Origin of the sequence: Streptomyces sp. WAC04114, from assembly GCF_019733245.1 — a bacterium.
In the GTDB taxonomy this organism is placed as follows: domain Bacteria; phylum Actinomycetota; class Actinomycetes; order Streptomycetales; family Streptomycetaceae; genus Streptomyces; species Streptomyces massasporeus_A.
On sequence record NZ_JAIGQA010000084.1, the window covers coordinates 13,132 to 31,467 of the forward strand.

Annotated in this window: 17 protein-coding genes; 9 read left to right on the plus strand and 8 right to left on the minus strand. The window is 72.1% G+C overall.

Features of this window, described 5'->3' with window-relative positions:
- Positions 1–25 precede the first annotated feature (25 nt).
- Positions 26–682: a TetR/AcrR family transcriptional regulator gene (locus K4G64_RS21635; protein ID WP_221757678.1), complete on the plus strand. Its 657-nt coding sequence runs from the start codon at positions 26–28 to the stop codon at positions 680–682.
- A 47-nt stretch (positions 683–729) separates the two neighbouring features.
- On the opposite strand, the gene K4G64_RS21640 is transcribed toward K4G64_RS21635, so the two are convergent.
- Positions 730–1,995: a glycoside hydrolase family 18 protein gene (locus tag K4G64_RS21640; protein WP_221757679.1), complete on the minus strand. Its 1,266-nt coding sequence runs from the start codon at positions 1,993–1,995 to the stop codon at positions 730–732.
- Positions 1,996–2,327: 332 nt separating this feature from the next.
- Between K4G64_RS21640 and K4G64_RS21645 the strand changes: the two genes are divergently transcribed.
- Positions 2,328–3,500, plus strand: a complete 1,173-nt coding sequence (locus tag K4G64_RS21645) for an acyl-CoA dehydrogenase family protein (RefSeq protein ID WP_221757680.1) — start codon at positions 2,328–2,330, stop codon at positions 3,498–3,500.
- A gap of 377 nt (positions 3,501–3,877) precedes the next feature.
- Here the strand turns inward: K4G64_RS21645 and K4G64_RS21650 are convergent, their stop codons facing one another.
- A complete protein-coding gene (locus tag K4G64_RS21650) occupies positions 3,878–4,312 on the minus strand; it encodes a hypothetical protein (protein ID WP_221757681.1) in 435 nt (144 codons plus the stop codon).
- A gap of 203 nt (positions 4,313–4,515) precedes the next feature.
- On the opposite strand from K4G64_RS21650, the gene K4G64_RS21655 reads away from it, so the two are divergent.
- The 4 genes from K4G64_RS21655 (at position 4,516) to fxsA (ending at position 8,680) form a co-directional block, all read left to right on the plus strand.
- Positions 4,516–4,956 carry an Lrp/AsnC family transcriptional regulator gene (locus K4G64_RS21655; protein WP_004002750.1) on the plus strand — a complete coding sequence of 147 codons (441 nt, stop codon included), beginning with the start codon at positions 4,516–4,518 and terminating at the stop codon, positions 4,954–4,956.
- 118 nt (positions 4,957–5,074) lie between these two features.
- Positions 5,075–6,676, plus strand: coding sequence for an amidohydrolase (locus K4G64_RS21660; RefSeq protein WP_221757682.1), 1,602 nt, complete (start codon positions 5,075–5,077; stop codon positions 6,674–6,676).
- Positions 6,677–7,212: 536 nt separating this feature from the next.
- Entirely contained in the window at positions 7,213–8,016 is an 804-nt protein-coding gene (locus tag K4G64_RS21665) for a polyprenol monophosphomannose synthase (RefSeq protein WP_221757683.1), read from the plus strand.
- Between the two features lie 88 nt (positions 8,017–8,104).
- Positions 8,105–8,680: an FxsA family membrane protein gene (gene fxsA / locus K4G64_RS21670; protein ID WP_221757684.1), complete on the plus strand. Its 576-nt coding sequence runs from the start codon at positions 8,105–8,107 to the stop codon at positions 8,678–8,680.
- Positions 8,681–8,802: 122 nt separating this feature from the next.
- Here fxsA and K4G64_RS21675 read toward each other — a convergent pair whose 3' ends face one another.
- From K4G64_RS21675 to K4G64_RS21690, 4 genes are all read right to left on the minus strand, one after another.
- Entirely contained in the window at positions 8,803–9,177 is a 375-nt protein-coding gene (locus K4G64_RS21675; protein ID WP_030247095.1) for an RNA polymerase-binding protein RbpA, read from the minus strand.
- Positions 9,178–9,443: 266 nt separating this feature from the next.
- A complete protein-coding gene (locus K4G64_RS21680) occupies positions 9,444–10,790 on the minus strand; it encodes an MFS transporter (protein WP_221757685.1) in 1,347 nt (448 codons plus the stop codon).
- Positions 10,791–10,840: 50 nt separating this feature from the next.
- Positions 10,841–11,608, minus strand: coding sequence for a glycerophosphodiester phosphodiesterase (locus K4G64_RS21685; RefSeq protein WP_221757686.1), 768 nt, complete (start codon positions 11,606–11,608; stop codon positions 10,841–10,843).
- Complete coding sequence (locus K4G64_RS21690) at positions 11,605–12,258, minus strand: YitT family protein (RefSeq protein ID WP_260460769.1); 654 nt, start codon at positions 12,256–12,258, stop codon at positions 11,605–11,607. The genes K4G64_RS21685 and K4G64_RS21690 overlap by 4 nt, the downstream gene beginning before the upstream one ends.
- A gap of 100 nt (positions 12,259–12,358) precedes the next feature.
- Here K4G64_RS21690 and K4G64_RS21695 point away from each other — a divergent pair, with 100 nt between their 5' ends.
- On the plus strand, positions 12,359–13,858 hold the full coding sequence (locus K4G64_RS21695) for a PLP-dependent aminotransferase family protein (protein ID WP_221757688.1): 1,500 nt from the start codon (positions 12,359–12,361) through the stop codon (positions 13,856–13,858).
- Positions 13,859–13,954: 96 nt separating this feature from the next.
- Here the strand turns inward: K4G64_RS21695 and K4G64_RS21700 are convergent, their stop codons facing one another.
- Together K4G64_RS21700 and K4G64_RS21705 are read right to left on the minus strand one after the other, a co-directional pair.
- Positions 13,955–15,652 carry a hypothetical protein gene (locus K4G64_RS21700; protein WP_308122453.1) on the minus strand — a complete coding sequence of 566 codons (1,698 nt, stop codon included), beginning with the start codon at positions 15,650–15,652 and terminating at the stop codon, positions 13,955–13,957.
- A gap of 52 nt (positions 15,653–15,704) precedes the next feature.
- On the minus strand, positions 15,705–15,899 hold the full coding sequence (locus K4G64_RS21705) for a hypothetical protein (RefSeq protein WP_030843336.1): 195 nt from the start codon (positions 15,897–15,899) through the stop codon (positions 15,705–15,707).
- A 298-nt stretch (positions 15,900–16,197) separates the two neighbouring features.
- On the opposite strand from K4G64_RS21705, the gene K4G64_RS21710 reads away from it, so the two are divergent.
- Positions 16,198–16,590: an ankyrin repeat domain-containing protein gene (locus tag K4G64_RS21710; RefSeq protein ID WP_062925708.1), complete on the plus strand. Its 393-nt coding sequence runs from the start codon at positions 16,198–16,200 to the stop codon at positions 16,588–16,590.
- A gap of 299 nt (positions 16,591–16,889) precedes the next feature.
- Complete coding sequence (locus tag K4G64_RS21715) at positions 16,890–18,308, plus strand: HEAT repeat domain-containing protein (protein WP_221757689.1); 1,419 nt, start codon at positions 16,890–16,892, stop codon at positions 18,306–18,308.
- Positions 18,309–18,336: the final 28 nt, after the last annotated feature.

Sequence of the window (18,336 nt, forward strand, 5' to 3'; positions counted from 1 at the left end):
CCGCCCGTTGAGACCAGGGTCGACATTGAATATCAGCCCCCAGCCTGCAGCCCGTCCCCGGGCCCGCGGCACCGAGCGCTCGATGGCGCGCCGTGCCGAACTCATCGCCATCGGGCGGAGGTTGTTCGCCGACACCTCCTACGACGCCCTGTCGATGGACGACATCGCCCGGCAGGCGCACGTCGCCAAGGGGCTGATCTACTACTACTTCCAGTCCAAGCGCGGCTACTACCTGGCCATCATCCAGGACTCGGTCACCGAGCTGATCACCCTGGCGGCGAGCGGTCTCGAACTGCCCCCGGTGGACCGGGTCCAGCGCACCATCGACAGCTACCTGCGCTACGCCGAGCACAACCAGGCCGCGTACCGCACCATCGTGAGCGGCGGCGTCGGGTTCGACACCGAGGTGCACGCCATCCGTGACGGGGTGCGCGAGGCCGTCGTGACCACCATCGCCGAAGGCGCCTACGAGCGGGTCGACATCACCCCGCTGGCGCGGATGGCCCTGCTGGCCTGGGTGTGCAGCGTCGAGGGTGCCACGCTCGAATGGATCGACCGGCCCGAACTGCCCCGCGACACCATGTGCGAGCTGCTGATGAAGACCCTCGGCGGCGCCCTGCGCGCGATCGAGGAGCTCGACCCGGCCTACCCGGCCCCGCAGCCCGCGCGCCGGGGCGCATGAGAGAGGGGCGGAGGGTCCGCCACGGACCTCCGCCCCCGCTCCGGGCGCTACTTGATCGCCTTGATCAGCTCACCGTTCGCGGTGTCGCCGCTCAGCTCCCAGAAGAACGTGCCCCCCAGGCCCTGCTGGTTCTTGTAGTTCATCTTGGTGCCGATGGTCGCCGGGGTGTCGTAACTCCACCAGTTGCCACCGCACTTGGCGTACGCCGTACCGGCCACCGTCCCCGTCGCCGGGCACTTGGTCTTGAGCACTTTGTAGTCCTCGATGCCCTGCTCGTACGTGCCCGCCGCCGGGCCGGTCGCGGTGCCTCCGGGGGCCGCCTGGGTGACGCCGGTCCAGCCGCGGCCGTAGAAGCCGATGCCGAGCAGCAGCTTGGAGGCGGGGATGCCGAGGCCCTTGAGCTTGGCGATGGTCGCCGAGCTGTGGTTGTCCGCCTTCGGGATGCCGGAGTACGAGGTCAGCGGCGAGTGCGGGGCCGTCGGACCGGCGGCGTCCCAGGCGCCGAAGAAGTCGTACGTCATCGGGTTGTACCAGTCGACGTACGGGGCGGCGCCCGCGTAGTCCGCTGCGTCGATCTTGCCGCCCGGGGTGGCGTCGGCGGTGATCGCCGCGGTGACGAGGTTCCTGGAGCCGAACTTCGCCCGCAGCGCCTGCATCAGGTTGCGGAAGGCGGCCTTTCCGCTGGTGTCGCAGGTGGCGCCGCAGGTGTTGGGGTACTCCCAGTCGATGTCGATGCCGTCGAAGACGTCCGCCCACTTGGAGTTCTCGACCAGGTCGTAACAGGACTGGGCGAAGGCGGCCGGGTTCTTCGCGGCCTCGCCGAAGCCTCCCGACCAGGTCCAGCCGCCGAAGGACCACAGAACCTTGAGGTTCGGGTGCTTCTGCTTCAGCTTGCGCAGCTGGTTGAAGTTGCCGCGCAGCGGCTGGTCCCAGGTGTCGGCCTTGCCGTCGACGGATTCCGCGGCCGTGTAGGCCCGGTCGGTGGCGGCGTAGCCGTCGCCCATGGCGCACTTGCCGCCGGTGACGTTGCCGAAGGCGTAGTTGATGTGGGTGAGCTTGCCGCCCGATCCGGACGTCTCGATGTTCTTGACGTAGTACTTGCGGTCGTAGGTGCCCCATTCGGTGAAGTAGCCGATGACCTTGGAACCGGCGGCCTTGGCGCCGGGGGCTGCCTTCGAACTCGCGGCGGCCTCCTGAGCCGGGGTCGCCGCGGTGGCGGAGGTGCCCGCGCCGGCCAGCAGACCGGCGCCGAGGACGGCGCAGCAGGCCGCGGACACGATGGCCCGGAAGCGGGAACGGTGGGGGGTGTGCATCCGGTGTCTCCTCGTGGGGAGAGGGGAACGCGCGCTCATTGGCATGAACGCGGTGAATCGGTGGAGCGAAACAGTAGGAGGACTAGACCAGTTGGGTCAATGGTTCGGACCAATTTCACCGCTCCGTGCGTGCTCGGCCATTTCTTGAAGTAAGCGGTCGTTAACTGGTGACTGGATGCCTCCGATCGGGCATACTCACAGCGCACAGCCGCTGGTCAGCAGCTTCCGAGACCCGGGACTGCAAGCATCGGCAAGGCACCAGAACGACCCGGCGGCGCCGCCCCCACCCATGGGCCCGTCCGCCAGTGCCCGACAGGGAGGAGAGCGTCGCCATGCCCGACCGCGCCCCGCAGCCGGTGGACCGACAACTGCCCACGGAGGAGGCCCGGGACCTGATCACACTCGTCCGCGACATCGCGGCGCAGGAGATCGTCCCGAGTGCGGCCGAGGAGGAGGACGCCGGCCGCTTCCCGCGCGAGCTGTTCACCCTGCTCTCCCGGTCGGGGCTGCTCGGCCTGCCGTACGACTCCGAGTACGGGGGTGGCGACCAGCCCTACGAGGTCTACCTCCAGGTCCTGGAGGAGCTCGCCGCGGCCCGCCTCACCGTCGGGCTCGGCGTCAGCGTGCACTCCCTGGCCTCGTACGCGCTCGCCGCCTACGGCACCAAGGAGCAGCAGGTCGAGCACCTGCCCGCGATACTCGGCGGCGGCATGCTCGGCGCGTACTGCCTCTCCGAGCCGCACTCCGGATCGGACGCGGCGGCCCTGCGCACCCGGGCCGTGCGGGACGGCGACGACTGGGTGATCACCGGCACCAAGGCCTGGATCACGCACGGCGGGATCGCCGACTTCTACACGGTGATGGCCCGTACCGGCGAGGAGGGCCCGCGCGGGATCAGCGCGTTCCTGGTGCCCGGTGACGCGGAGGGGCTGAGCGCGGCCGTGCCGGAGAAGAAGATGGGCATGAAGGGCTCGCCCACCGCCCAGGTCCACTTCGACGGCGTCCGTGTCCCGGACGCCCGGCGCATCGGCGAGGAGGGGCAGGGCTTCGCGATCGCCCTGTCGTCGCTCGACTCGGGCCGGCTCGGCATCTCGGCGTGCGCGATCGGCGTGGCGCAGGCCGCGCTCGACGAGGCGGTGACCTACGCGGCCGAGAGGCGCCAGTTCGGCAAGCCGATCGCCGACTTCCAGGGGCTGCGGTTCATGCTCGCCGATATGGCGACGCAGATCGAGGCGGGCCGCGCCCTCTACCTCGCGGCGGCACGGCTGAAGGACGCGGGCCGGCCGTTCGCGAAGCAGGCCGCGATGGCCAAGCTGCACTGCACCGACACGGCGATGCGGGTCACCACCGACGCCGTGCAGATCCTCGGCGGCTACGGCTACACCGCCGACTTCCCGGCCGAGCGCTACATGCGCGAGGCCAAGGTGCTGCAGATCGTGGAGGGCACCAACCAGATCCAGCGGATGGTCATCGGCCGCCATCTTGTGGGTCCGGAGGAGCGCTGAACTGGTCGAGGCCCCGCCAAGGGGCCGCGAGCCGCATCCATTCCGGGTCGTGCCGGCCCGGGAGGGTGCGGCCGCCCTCGGCCCAGGTCCGCATCAAGTCGCTATAGATCGGCGGGTCCTGATAGCGGGGCGGAGCCGGCCGAACCGATTCTGCGGGCGGCGGGACGTACAGGAGGCGCTGACGCCCGGTCGCTGAGGAGATGGGGGTCATACCTGGGCAACGCGGCGAACCCCGGACAGGTCACCGGAAGGTGGAATCGGGCGTTCGTTCAGTGCCGCGCACGACCGCGTACACACTGAACCGCACCACGGCGTTCCGCGGACCGTGGTGCGGGGCAGCTACGGGAGTGGAGCCGGCGGGCGAGGAGAGCCCGCGCTCAGGCCGCCTGGCGGCGCATGACAGGGACCCTGATGGGGCGCGAGCCCGGGCCGCCCACGTGCGAGAAGGGCTGGGTCCGCCAGTCGAGCCCCTGAGGGAGCGTCAACAGCAGTGCGGTGTCCTGCTCCTGGGGTTCCACGGACTCGTCCGCGGGGCGGGCGTCCGTGGCCCTGCGGCCGGTTCCGGCGCAGACGGTGAGTCCGAAGGGGTTCCACGGCGAGGCGCACATCGCGTGCTCCGGCAGGACCTCCTCGTCCGCCAGCAGGGCGATGGGCTGCGCGCAGTCCGGGCAGACGACCCGGAACATCTCGAACGTGTCGTAGGCGTCGAGTTCGTCGTCGAAGGCGTCGGGTTCGACGCCCTCCGGCTCGGGCTCGACGACGAGCGGCTGCCGCTTGGGTGCGGTGCGACCAGGGCGCTTAAGACTCTGCATTGGGTTCTCCCCCTCGGACTGGGCCGTCACAGGCACTGCGGCCTCGGCCACAGCAAGCACTTCCCGTCACCCCTGAGGTGTAATCACGAGAACATCACGGAGACTGTTCGAGGCCTGTGGCGTTCGTCACATGCCCTGCGCAGGTGCCCTCCGGGGCTCCTCGGGTATCCGAGGAGATCAACCGCACTGTAGGTTCTTGCGCCATGGAGGAGCTGGACCGACAGATCGTGCAGCTGCTCGTCAAGGACGGGCGGATGAGCTACACCGACCTGGGCAAGGCCACGGGGTTGTCCACCTCGGCCGTGCACCAGCGGGTGCGGCGGCTGGAGCAGCGCGGTGTGATCCGCGGCTACGCGGCGGTCGTCGACCCCGAGGCGGTGGGGCTGCCCATGACCGCCTTCATCTCGGTGAAGCCGTTCGACCCCAGCGCCCCCGACGACATCGCCGACCGGCTGGCCGGCGTGCCCGAGATCGAGGCCTGTCACAGCGTCGCGGGCGACGAGAACTACATCCTCAAGGTGCGGGTGGCGACGCCGCACGAGCTGGAGGAGCTGCTGGCCCGGCTGCGGTCGCTGGCCGGGGTGTCCACGCGCACGACGGTGGTCCTCTCCACGCCGTACGAGGCCCGGCCGCCGCGGATCTGAACGCCGGTCGCCGACGCGGGCCGTGCGGGGCTGTCCGCGCAGCTCACCGCGGTCCTGACGCGGGCGTTGCCGCGCCCCTGATTCGGGCGTCGCTCCCGCCCCTGTGAGACTGTGCTCCATGAGTGAGTCCACCGCCCCGCCCAAGACCGTTCTTCTCCGCCGTGGAGAGGTCCACAGCCCCGCCGACCCCTTCGCCACCGCGATGGTCGTGGAGCGGGGACAGATCGCCTGGGTGGGGTCCGAAGGGGCCGCCGACGCCTTCGCGGACGGGGTCGACGAAGTGGTCGACCTGGACGGGGCGCTGGTCACCCCGGCGTTCACCGATGCGCATGTGCACACGACTGCCACGGGCCTGGCCCTGACCGGGCTCGACCTCTCCGGCGCCCCCACGCTGGAGGCCGCCCTCGCCCTCGTCCGGGACTTCGCCGCCGCCCGGCCCGACGACCGGGTGCTGCTCGGGCACGGCTGGGACGCCGCCCGCTGGCCCGGCGGCAGGCCCCCGACGCGGGCCGAGCTCGACGAGGCCACCGGGCACCGGCCCCTCTACCTCAGCCGGATCGACGTCCACTCGGCGGTCGTGAGCACCGCCCTGCTCGACGCGGTCCCCGATGTCACCCGCACGGACGGCCCGCTCACCGCCGACGCCCATCACGCCGTGCGGGCCGCCGCGTTCGCCGCCGTGACGCCCCGACAGCGCACCGAGGCGCAGCGCGCCGCGCTCGCGCACGCCGTCTCGCTGGGGATCGGCACCCTCCACGAGTGCGCCGGGCCGGAGATCTCCTCCGAGGACGACTTCACCGGCCTGCTGCGCCTCGCCGCGGCGGAACACGGGCCGCGCGTCGTCGGGTACTGGGCCGAGCAGGACGTCGCCAAGGCGCGGGAGCTGGGCGCCGTGGGCGCCGCGGGGGATCTGTTCGTCGACGGCGCCCTCGGCTCGCACACGGCCTGTCTGCACCAGCCGTACACCGACGCCGGGGACACCGGCATCGCCTACCTGGACGCCGACGCGGTCGCGGCGCACGTCGTGGCGTGCACCGAGGCGGGCCTGCAGGCCGGATTCCACGCCATCGGCGACGCGGCCGTGGACGCCGTGGTCGAGGGCGTGCGCGCCGCCGCCGAGAAGCTCGGGCTCGGCCGGATCCGGGCCGCCCGGCATCGCGTCGAGCACGCCGAGATGCTCACCCCGGAGAGCGTCGCCGCCTTCGCCGAACTCGGCCTCACCGCATCCGTGCAGCCCGCCTTCGACGCCCTGTGGGGCGGCGAGGACGGCATGTACGCCCAGCGGCTCGGGACGGAGCGGGCGCGGGCTCTGAACCCCTTCGCGGCCCTGCTGCGCGCCGGTGTCCCGCTCGCCTTCGGCTCCGACAGCCCGGTCACCCCGCTCGACCCGTGGGGCACGGTCCGGGCCGCCGCCTTCCACCGCACGCCGGAGCACCGCGTCTCCGTGCGCGCCGCGTTCACGGCGCACACGCGCGGCGGCTGGCGGGCCGTCGGACGGGACGACGCGGGCGTTCTGGTCCCGGGCGCCCCCGCCGACTACGCCGTCTGGCGCACCGGCGAACTCGTCGTCCAGGCCCCGGACGACCGCGTGGCCCGCTGGTCGACGGATCCCCGCTCCGGGACTCCGGGTCTGCCCGACCTCACTCCGGGCCGCGACCTGCCCGTCTGCCTGCGCACCGTGGTGGGCGGACGCACGGTTTTCGTACGGCCGGGCGAGTGATCTAGGGGGCTGGCGCGCATGAGGTCGTGCGCCGCGCCCCCGGCGCGCGACCTGCGCATCCTCGGCCCTGACCAGGGCTTTGCCGCTGAACGCGCAGGTCGAACGGCTGTTGACAGGCAGCCGCAGGAGGCCGGTAGGTTCGGCCGAGTCCACCACCGGACGCCCGACCGGGGAACGTCCGAGCACTCGCCGCGGCGCCGCCGGGTCAGGGACGGTGTGCCGCACCGGGGCACCGCCACTGGGAGCCAGGCTCAGGCCAGCGCAGCGCCGAGGGAACGTTCCGGCCGGTCGGGGAGGTGCGACCCGGGTGGGGCCCGCGCGCTCAGTAGACAACGGCTTCAGGTCGATCCGCAGCCGGCGGATCCCAGGTCGGCCCGAAGGGCGCCGGGCCCCCATCCGCCGCACCCCCGCGCACACGGAAGCGCGCTCTTCCCCGCGTCCTGCGGATTCGACACCACGATTCGAACGTCCTGTCACGTCGGTGCAGGCCGGGCCCACTATGGTGGACCTCTGCGTATGGACATGAAGGGGCAGTAGTGAACGACGGCGACGGAACCCTCGCGGCAGAAGCCCAGGTGAGGAAGTTCGGCCCGCTCGGCACGGCCTTGGTGATCATCCCGACCTACAACGAGGCGGAGAACATCAAGAGCATCGTCGGCCGGGTACGCAAGGCCGTCCCCGAGGCGCACGTGCTCGTGGCCGACGACAACAGCCCGGACGGCACGGGCAAGCTGGCCGACGAGCTGACCGTCGACGACGACCACGTCCACGTGCTGCACCGCAAGGGCAAGGAGGGCCTCGGAGCCGCCTACCTCGCGGGCTTCCACTGGGGCCTGGAGCGCGACTACGGCGTGCTGATCGAGATGGACGCCGACGGCTCCCACCAGCCCGAGGAACTGCCGCGGCTGCTCACCGCCCTCAAGAGCGCCGACCTGGTGCTGGGCTCGCGCTGGGTGCCGGGCGGCCGGGTGGTGAACTGGCCGAAGTCCCGCGAGGTGATCTCCCGGGGCGGCAGCCTCTACTCCCGGCTGGCGCTCGACCTGCCGCTGCGTGACATCACCGGCGGCTACCGTGCCTTCCGCCGCGAGACCCTTCAGGGGCTCGGCCTCGACGAGGTGGCCTCCCAGGGGTACTGCTTCCAGGTCGATCTCGCCCGCCGCGCGGTCAAGGCCGGCTATCACGTCATCGAGGTGCCCATCACGTTCGTCGAGCGCGAACTCGGCGACTCCAAGATGAGCCGCGACATCCTCGTCGAGGCGCTGTGGCGGGTCACGGCGTGGGGCGTGGGGGAGCGGGTCGGCAAGGTCACGGGGCGCGGCGGCAAGCCCTCGAAGCCGTAACGGCAGACCGCTCCCGGGGCGGCCGTGCACAGAAACAGCTGATGGTGGCCTTATCCCGTGCTGAGCCGGGGCCAGGCACACTGGACGCATGACGACTGGCGCCCAGACCCCGATGCCCCCTGCCCGGCCCAAGCGCTCCCGGCTGCGTACGCTCCTGCCGCTCGGCGTCGCCGCGTGGCTCGTGCTGGAGATCTGGCTGCTCACGCTGGTCGCGGGGGCGACCAACGGGCTGGTGGTCTTCCTCGTGCTGCTGGCGGGCCTGGTGGCCGGCTCGGTCGTCATCAAGCGGGCCGGACGGCGGGCCTTCCGCAAGCTCTCCGAGGCACTGCAACAGCAGCAGAGCGGTGTGATGCCGGAAGCGGCCCGGCCGGGCAGCGAGGGCAACGGCCTGATGATGCTGGGAGGTCTGCTGCTGATCATCCCCGGTCTGGCGTCGGACGCGGTGGGCCTGCTCCTGCTGCTGCCGCCGGTGCAGAAGGTCGTGAGCCGCTCGGCGGAGCGCACGTTCGAGCGCAAGCTCCGGGAAGCCCGACCGGGCACCCTCGGCGGCGCCTTCCAGCAGGCCCGTATGCATCAGCCCGACGGCAAGGTCGTCCAGGGCGAGGTCATCAGGGACGAGCCGGGGGACGCCCCGCAGCCGCCGCGCCCGCCGCTGACGCACTGAGCCGACCCGGGCACGAGCCGCACCGGGGTCGTGGACATGCGGAAGACCGCGGGCGCCGTACTTCTCGTACGGCGCCCGCGGTCTTCCGCTGCGCTGTTACTTCGGCCAGGCCCTGCGCGGGACTATGCCGACTTGCGGCTGTCTCGGGGATGAACAGCGATGTTCATCGCACCGGAGCGCAGAACCGCCAGGCGCTCCTCGAGGACCTCTTCGAGTTCCTCACGGGTGCGCCGCTCCATCAGCATGTCCCAATGCGTACGCGCGGGCTTGCCCTTCTTTTCCTCAGGGACATCGCCGTCCACGAGGAGTGCCTGGGCCCCACAGACCTTGCACTCCCACTCCGGCGGGATCTCCGCCTCGACCGAGAAGGGCATCTCGAACCGGTGCCCCTTCTCGCATGCGTACTCCACGGCCTGGCGCGGGGCCAGGTCGATGCCGCGGTCCGTCTCGTAGCTGGTCACCACGAGGCGCGTGCCGCGAAGAGCTCGCTCACTCATGAATCGTGCCTCCCGGGCTTGTCGCCCACAGGACAGGTGTCGCTGTCGTCGTCATCCGGTCAACGTCCGGTCGGCGGTAAAGATTCCCGTTCCGAGTCCCGTTCCGGGTCATGCGTCGCCGTCGTAGCCGCCCTTGTTGTACCCACCAGCGCCCGGTTTGTCACATCTGATAGCAGATATAACCCAGCGTTTCGGCATCTTTGACGCGCAGTAACGGTCCGCTTGGCAGGCCAAACGCGTACACTACAGCCCTTTCGCTCCGAGTGCTAAATCCTGTCGGGAACCGGATTCCCCGCTTCGCGGATCGCACGCCGCACCGGAACGCGCGCGAGCAGGGCGAAGCCGAGCACGAAGAAGACCACCAGCGAGATGATCGCGTCCCGATAGCTCCCGGTCAGCTGGTAGGTGATCCCGAACAGCAGCGGCCCGAGCCAGCTCATGCCGCGGTCGCTCATCTCGTACGCCGAGAAGTATTCGGCCTCCCTGCCCGGCGGGATCAGATGGGAGAAGAGGGAGCGGGACAGCGCCTGGCTGCCGCCGAGCACCAGACCGATCCCGGCGGCCAGGACGAAGAACCACACCGGCGCACCGGCGGGCAGGAAGTACCCGGCCGCCAGCGTCACCGTCCACGCGACCAGCGAGCCGAGGATCGTGCGCTTGGCCCCGTACACCCGGGCCAGCCGGCCCATGGCCAGCGCGCCCGCCACCGCCAGCACCTGCACCAGCAGCACGGCGCCGATGAGGGTGGACTGTTCCAGGCCCAGTTCCTCGGAGCCGTAGACCGAGGCCTGGGAGATCACCGTCTGGATGCCGTCGTTGTAGACGAGGTAGGCGAGCAGGAAGGCGAGCGTCAGCGGGTGGCGGCTCATGTCGCGGACGGTCGCCGCGAGCTGCCGGAAGCCCGGGAGGGCGGCCTCCCGCCCGGCGGTCCTGCGGTCGCGCAGCCGCCGTAGCGGGATGAGGGCGAACGCACCCCACCACAGGCCGGCCGACGCCAGGCAGATGCGGACCGCCGTGCTCTCGGAGAGTCCGAAGCCCTCGTGCCCGGTGTAGAGGATCAGGTTGACGACGAGGACCAGCGAACCCGCCGCGTAGCCGAAGGCCCAGCCGCGGGAGGAGACCGCGTCCCGCTGCTCGGGCGGGGCGATCTGCGGCAGGTAGGAGTTGTAGAGCATCATCGCCACGGACTGCGCGGCGTTCGCGACGACCAGGAGCGCACCGCCCAGCAGATAGCGGTCGCCCTCCAGGAAGAACATGGCCGCCGTGGCCGTGGCCCCGGTGTAGGCGGCGGCCGCGAGGAGCGGCTTCTTGCGGCCGGTGCGGTCGGCGGCGGCACCCACCAGGGGCATCACGAGAACGGCCACGATCACCGACAGGGACACCGAGTACGCGAAGAAGGACCCGGCGCGCACCGGGATGCCGAGGGGGTGGACGTACCCGTCGGCGTCGGCGGCGGACTGGGCGACCCACGTCAGATAGGGGCCCAGGAACACGGTGAGCACGCTCGTCGAGTAGACGGAGCAGGCCCAGTCGTAGAAGTACCAGCCGCGCTGTTCGCTCCTGCGCTCCGCGGCCCCGTCGGCCGGCGGCGTCCGCACGGTGTCGTTGCCCACCCGCGCCCCTCGCTTCCCCGTGAACGCGCAGAGGGGACGGGCCCGGGGTCTCAGACCCAGACGCCGCGGTCCTCCATGACCTTGCGCAACGTGTCGATGTGATCGGTCATGATGCCATCCACGCCCAGGTCGAGCAGCCGGTGCATGCCCTCGGGGTCGTTGACCGTCCACACGTGCACCTGGAGCCCGCGCGCATGGGCCGCGTGCAGGAAGCGCCGGTCCACGACCTGGATGCCGGACTGCGTCTCGGGGACCTGCGCGGCGATCGCCGAGCGGCGCACCGCGGCCGGCAGCCCCCAGGAGCGCAGCCGCAGGTTGAGCACGCCCCGGGTGCCGTACGACGTCGCCAGGCGCGGGCCGGCCAGCCGCTGGGCGCGCACCACACGTGCCTCGGAGAACGAACCGAGGCAGATCCGGTCCCAGGAGTCCGTCCGCCCGACCAGGTCCAGGAAGGGCAGCAGGGCGCTCTCCGCCTTGACGTCCACGTTCCAGCGCACGTCGGGGAACGCCTCCAGGAGTTCCTCGAAGAGGGGCAGCGGTTCCCCGCCGGCCACCCGCGCCCGCCGGACCTCCTGCCACGGCAGGTCGGCGATCCGGCCCGCGCCGTCCGTCACCCGGTCCAGGGTCGCGTCGTGGAAGGCGACGAGCTTGCCGTCCCGGGTGGTGTGGACGTCCGTCTCGATGTACCGGTAACCGGCCGCGACCGCGCACCGGAACTGGCGCACGGTGTTCTCCAGTCCGTCCGCGGCCCCTCCCCGGTGGGCGAAGGCGATCGGGCCGGGGTGGTCGAGGTAGGGGTGGCGTATCCGCGGGGTCACGGACGCAGTATCGCCCCTCGGGGTTGACCGGTGGCAACGGCCGTGCTGCCGCCGGATGCCGGGGGGACGGCGAACACGCGCAGGAACGCCTGGGCGAGGGGGCCGATCGCCAGGGCGTACAGAAGGGTGCCGATCCCGACGGTGCCGCCCAGCGCGAAGCCGGTCGCCACGACCGCCAGCTCGATGCCCGTACGGACCAGGCGGATCGAGACGCCCGTGAGCTGGTGCAGTCCGGTCATGAGGCCGTCGCGCGGGCCCGGTCCGAAGCGGGCCGCGATGTACAGGCCGGTCGCGGCGCCGTTCAGGACGATCCCCGCCACCATCAGCGTGACGCGCGGCGCCGGGCCGTGCGCGTCGGGCACCAGGGCCAGGGTCGCGTCCATCGCCATGCCGATGACCAGCACGTTGGAGATCGTGCCCAGGCCTGGCCGCTGGCGCAGCGGGATCCAGAGCAGCAGCACCCCGGCGCCCACCAGGGTCAGCACGACACCGATCGACAGCCCGGTCCGCCCGGCGAGTCCCTGGTGCAGCACGTTCCACGGCTCCAGTCCGAGCCCCGACCGGACGAGCAGTGCCGAACTGGCGCCGTACAGCGCGAGACCGGCGTAGAGCTGGACGAGCCGCCGGGCGAGGTGCCCCCGCGTGGACATGATGTGCCCCCCTGTGGTGGTAGTGGACTGATGCATGCCACCATGTGGCTTGGATGGAGAGGCCATCCATGGCCAATCCGGGGAAGGTGGACTGATTTCGATGGCGGAGTGGACCTCGGCCGTGGGTGCGGCGCAGCTCGCCCGGCTTCTCAGCTCCCAGCAGGACCGCCCGGCGGGGCCCGGCTCGCGCCGGCCGCCGGCCTACCGCGCGCTCGCCGACGGCATCCGGCTGCTGGTGCTCGAGGGACGGGTTCCGGTGGCCGCCCGGCTGCCCGCCGAACGCGAACTCGCCCTCTTGCTGTCCGTCAGCCGTACGACGGTGGCCGCCGCCTACGAGGCGCTGCGCGGCGAGGGATTTCTGGAGTCCCGCCGGGGCGCGGGCAGTTGGACCGCCGTCCCGGCCGGGAACCCGCTGCCCGCGCGGGGACTGGAGCCCCTCCCTCCGGAGGCCCTCGGATCGCTGATCGACCTCGGGTGCGCCGCACTGCCCGCCCCCGAGCCCTGGCTCACCCGGGCCGTCCAGGGCGCGCTGGAGGAACTGCCGCCCTACGCGCACACGCACGGCGACTACCCCGCCGGGCTGCCCGCGCTGCGGGCGATGATCGCCGAGCGGTACACCGCGCGAGGGATCCCGACCATGCCCGAGCAGATCATGGTGACGACCGGGGCGATGGGTGCGATCGACGCCATCTGCCATCTGTTCGCCGGTCGCGGCGAGCGCATCGCCGTCGAGTCGCCCTCCTACGCCAACATCCTCCAGCTGATGCGGGAGGCCGGGGCCCGGCTCGTGCCCGTCGCCATGGCCGAGGGGCTCACCGGCTGGGACATGGACCGCTGGCGGCAGGTCCTGCGGGACGCCGCGCCCCGCATCGCGTACGTCGTCGCCGACTTCCACAACCCGACCGGTGCGCTCGCCGACGAGGACCAGCGGCGACGGCTGGTGGACGCGGCGCGGTCCGCGGGGACGGTGCTGATCGCCGACGAGACGATGAGCGAGCTGTGGCTCGACCCGGACGTACGGATGCCGCGGCCGGTGTGCGCGTTCGACCCGGCCGGATCCACGGTGATCACGGTGGGGTCGGCGAGCAAGGCGTTCTGGGCGGGGATGCGGATCGGGTGGGTGCGGGCGGCCCCGGACGTGATCCGCAGCCTGGTCGCCGCCCGGGCGTACGCCGATCTCGGTACGCCGGTCCTGGAGCAGCTGGCCGTGAACTGGCTGTTCGGCACCGGGGGCTGGGAACAGGCCGTGGAGGTGCGGCGGGCGCAGGCGAGGGCGAACCGGGACGAGCTGGTGACCGCGGTGCGGCGGGAGCTGCCCGCGTGGGAGTTCGAGGTGCCCCGGGGTGGATTGACGCTGTGGGTGCGCACGGGGGGTCTGTCCGGTTCGCGGCTGGCCGAGGCGGGGGAGCGCGTCGGGGTGCGGGTGCCGTCCGGGCCTCGGTTCGGGGTGGACGGTGCGTTCGAGGGGTATGTGCGGCTGCCGTTCACCGTCGGCGGGGCCGTGGCCGAGGAGGCGGCGGCGCGGCTGGCCGCTGCGGCGGGGCTGGTGGAGAGCGGTGCGGTGGGGAACGCGGAGGCGCCGCGAACGTTCGTGGCGTGAGGGACGACGGGGCCGCCGGGGGTGCGCCTCCGGCGGCCCGTGGCCCGTGGCCTGCCTGTGGCCGAGCGGCTCCAGACCAGCGGCCCGTGGCAGTGGCTACTTCTCTTTGGTCAGCACCGGCACCGGGTTCGGAAGCGGTTCCTTGGTCAGGACGGGCGCCGTCTCCGGGTCTGATTCCGGCGCCTCCGGAGCCACCGGCACGGATTCCGGTTCCCCCTCCGCCGGCACCGGCTCCGGCTCGCCCTCCGGCTGGTCCTGCTCCGGGATCGTCTCCCCGTCCGCCGGGGTCGTGCGCGGCGGGAGAAGGGCCAGGACCGCCTCGCACAGGGCGTCCGGCGTGGCGTCGTCGTAGGGGTTCGGGGTGGCCGGGACCTGGAGGCGGTGGACCGGGCCGCTGCCCAGCCGGGCGTAGCCGCGGCCGGGCGGGAGCTCGTCGATCGGCGTCGTGTGCGGGGGCGCGCCCAGGACCGACTCGAGCTGCTCCGCCGTCGCGGGGCCCAGGACCACGCGGGCGCGGGTGTGCTGGCGCACCGGCTCGCTGAGGGCGTCGAGGCTGTCCAGCTGGTCGGCCACGACCACCGTCACGTTCGCCGGGCGGCCGTGCCGGAGCGGGACCTGGAGAAGGGACTGCGGATCCTTGCGGCCGTCGGCCGTGGCCAGATGGGTGAACGCCGTCGGGCGGTCGAGGAGGACCCACAGCGGGCGCTTGGTGTCGTCGGGCGGCGGGTCGCCCTCCTGGTGGGCCCGGTTGGCGGCGATGAGGCGGCGCTCCGTCTCGGTAGCCACCCACTCCAGACTGGCCGTGACCCCGGCCAGCCCGGCCTCCACGGCCAGGACCCCGTCCCGGCCGGTCAGGCAGGCGTACTCGCCGGTGCCCCCGCCGTCGACGATCACCACGTCGCCGTGGAGCAGGGCCTGCAGGGCGATGGACCGCAGCAGGGTGGAGGTGCCGCTGCCCGGCTGGCCGAGCGCCAGCAGGTGCGGCTCGGTGGAGCGCAGGCCCGTGCGCCAGACGACCGGCGGCACGTCCCGCTGCCTCTCCCCGACGGTGACGGGGAGGGTGCGCTGGACCCGGGTGGGGTCGGTGAAGCCCAGGACCGTCTCGCCGGGGGTGGTGACGAAACGCTGGGCGGCGATGTCGACGGGCAGCGGCAGGAGCACGCCGACCGTCAACTGGTTGCCCTCCTCGTCCCACGTGAAGTGGTATTCGCGGCCACGGCCCGACTTGGCCGCGAGGAGGTGCTCGATCCGGGCGCGGGCCTCGGCCTCGCCGTCGGTGAAGTACGCCGGGTAGCGCACCACCAGCTGGGAGATCCGGCCGCCGCCGTCGAAGGCGTAGGTGGGGAAGGCCTTGTCCCACGCGCCGCCGTGGGAGTACAGCGGCTCGGGGTCCTCGGCGGCGGAGAAGTACGGCACGAGCGCCTCGTACAGCGACTTCAGCCGCTGGGTCTGCGACTCGTCGGGCCCGTCGGACGCCGCCTCGGAGCGGTCCCGGCCCTGCCAGGCCGCCGCCGCCATCAAGGTGATGGCGGCGAGCAGCGGTCCGTACGGCACCAGCGCCACGACCAGGACCACGGAGGCCACCAGGAACAGCAGCGCCCCCCGTCGCTCCTTGGGGGTCTCGGTCCATCTGCGCCGCCCGGCCGCTGCCAGCCGGCGCAGACCCCGCGTGATCGTGATCAGCGGGTGGAGGACATCCGTGGCGCTGTCGGCGGCCGTCCGGGCCAGCTCCCGGCTCCGGGCGAGCTGCGCGCTGCCGTTGCTCAGAATGCGGGGGAGGGGGCGCCGGGCCACTACTGCCTCCAGTGAGTGCGTACGGGCGGGATACGTACGGGGGACGGGGATGTCAGAACTTGATTCCGCCTAGGAGGCTCGCCAGGCTCTCGCCGCCCGCCTTGATGCTCGGAGCGATCGCCGTACTCGCCAGATAGAAGCCGAACAGCATGGCGACCACGGCATGCGAGGCCTTCAGTCCGTCCTTGCGGAAGAAGATGAAGACGACGATGCCGAGCAGGACCACGCCTGAGATGGAGAGGATCATTTGAGTTCTCCTGGTTCGCGGGGACAGTCACCATGAGTACTTCCAGGCTCACAGGATGTATCCATACGATAAAAGGTGCAACTGGGTGAAATTAGGATGATTTCCCCCGTGTGGCGGAGTGGTCCCGGGCTCGGTGGAGCCGGGCTGTTGCGCTTGTCCGGATCTGTGCTGATCTTTACCTCGGGCACATCGGGTCATGTGCCGCGCGAGCCAGTACCCTGGCGATTCACTCGTACGGCTGCGCCCCTCGCAGGTGTACGCACCGGAGGCGATGCGTAGTGGAGAGGCGGTCCGTCCGATGACCGAAGTCCCCGACCCCGAGGTCGTGGAGCTGGCGACCAAGATCTTCGATCTGGCCCGGCGGGGACAGACCGAGGCGCTCGTGGCCTACGTCGACGCGGGTGTCCCGGCCAACCTCACCAACGACCGGGGCGACTCGCTCGTGATGCTCGCCGCCTACCACGGCCACTCCGACGCGGTGCGCGCGCTGCTGGAGCGCGGTGCCGAGGCCGACCGGATCAACGACCGGGGCCAGACCCCGCTCGCCGGAGCGGTCTTCAAGGGCGAATCGGACGTGATCAAGGCCCTTCTGGAGGGCGGCGCCGACCCGTCCGCCGGCACGCCCTCGGCGGTCGACACCGCCCGGATGTTCGGCCGGACGGAATTGCTCGAACTGTTCGGCGAGCACTGAACCGACAGGTCTGACCAGCAAAAACACAGATAACGGGGGAGGCGGTACAGGGCCGCCGAAATTTCGGTCGCGGCAGACGAGAGTGCCGAGTCATCATGACGACGTGGTTCACGGACGTGATGGTTGGGCAGGTGTTGCCGCACCGCGCGGGCCGTGAGCGGTCCGCAAGGGCCACCGACGAGAGGCAGAGAGAGATGGTCTACAGCAAGCAGGAAACGGCGGGCACTCCGACGTGTTGTCGCGCGGCCAGGTAGTACACGTCCCCGGTTGCGTCGACGCTTGATGTGAGGCTGTTTCCCATGTTCGATCCGGTCATAGCGCCCAGCGGTACGCTGCTCGGCCTGCTTCAGCGGGGCCGCGGCGACGGCACGCTGCACGCGCTCACCGCCCCACGCGCCGAGGCGCTGGCGGCGCTGAACCACTGTGTGCTGCGCGATCCCCGCCACGACTGGCAGGTGGAGAACCGCTCCCTCTACTACGCCCGCCTCTTCCTCGACCTGAACGGCGAGCTGGACGAGGTCGAGGCCCATCTCTTCTGCGCCGAGGACGTCCTCGACGGCGACGAGTCACGCACCGGACTCGCCCTCGCCGTCCTCGGGCACCTCGCCTCCTACGGCAGGCGGGACGCGCTCGAACTGCTGCGCAGGTACGCCGCCCACGGCTCCAACTGGGCCTGGGCCCTCGACGAACTGGCCCTCAGGGACGACGACGCGGGACTGCGCGCCCTCGCCGCACCCGTCCTCGCCCGGTTCCCCGCCGACCCGGAGGGCGATGCCGAACTGGCCGCCACCGTCCGGGACGCCTTCGAGCCCCGGCCCTGGCGGCTGTGGGCCGAGGATCCGCGCGAATCCGTCGCCGCACGCGTGCGTGCCGCCCACGAGACGGGCTGTTTCGACCGCTGGCAGCGCCAGATGCGGCCGTCCGGACCCCGACCGGGGTGGAGCGTGCAGGCCGTCTTCGAATGGGCCCAGCAGGGCATCGAGCGGGGTGCCGCCCTCCATGTGCCGGCCGCCCGCTGCCTGACCGCCGTGGCGGGCCCCGAGGACCGGGCCGAGATCGTCCGGGCGGCGCAGGACGGCACCGAGGGAGCCCGCTGCACGGCCCTCAGGTACCTCGCCGACGGCAACGATCCCGAGGCCCTCGATCTGATCGAGGGCGCCGTCGCCACCGGCTCGACGTTCGTCGTGGACGCCGCCGTCGACGCCTTCGAACGGATGCGCTCGCCGGCCGCGGTGGACCGGGCACGCGGCTGGGCCCGGCGGCCCGACGCGCTGGGCGCCGCCGCCGGCCGCGTCCTCGCCTGCCGGGGCGGAGCCCAGGACCGCGACCTGGTCCTCGCGGCGCTACGGGAGGCCGTACGGGGCGAAGGTCCCGACGCGCCGACCCTGTGGACCCTCGTGGACGGCACCGGACGGCTCGGCATCGCCTGTGCCGCCCCCGTGCTGCGCCACGTCTACCGCGAGACCGCCTCCTCCCATCTGCGCGGCCGGGCCGCCCGGGCCCTCGCCGCCACCGACCCCTCCTTCGCCACCGGCTTCGCGGTCGAGTGCCTGTGGGACTGCGAGGAGACCACCCGGGAGATCGCCGCCCGGCACGCCGAGACGGGAGACGCCCGCGTCGTCGAGCGCCTGCGCCGGCTCGCCGCCGACCCGGCCGAGGAGGCCGAGGTGCAGACGGCCGTACGCAGCCGGATCGGTCCCGGGGAGACCGCTGTGTGACCCCTCTCCCCGAGGGGACGCGGGGGCG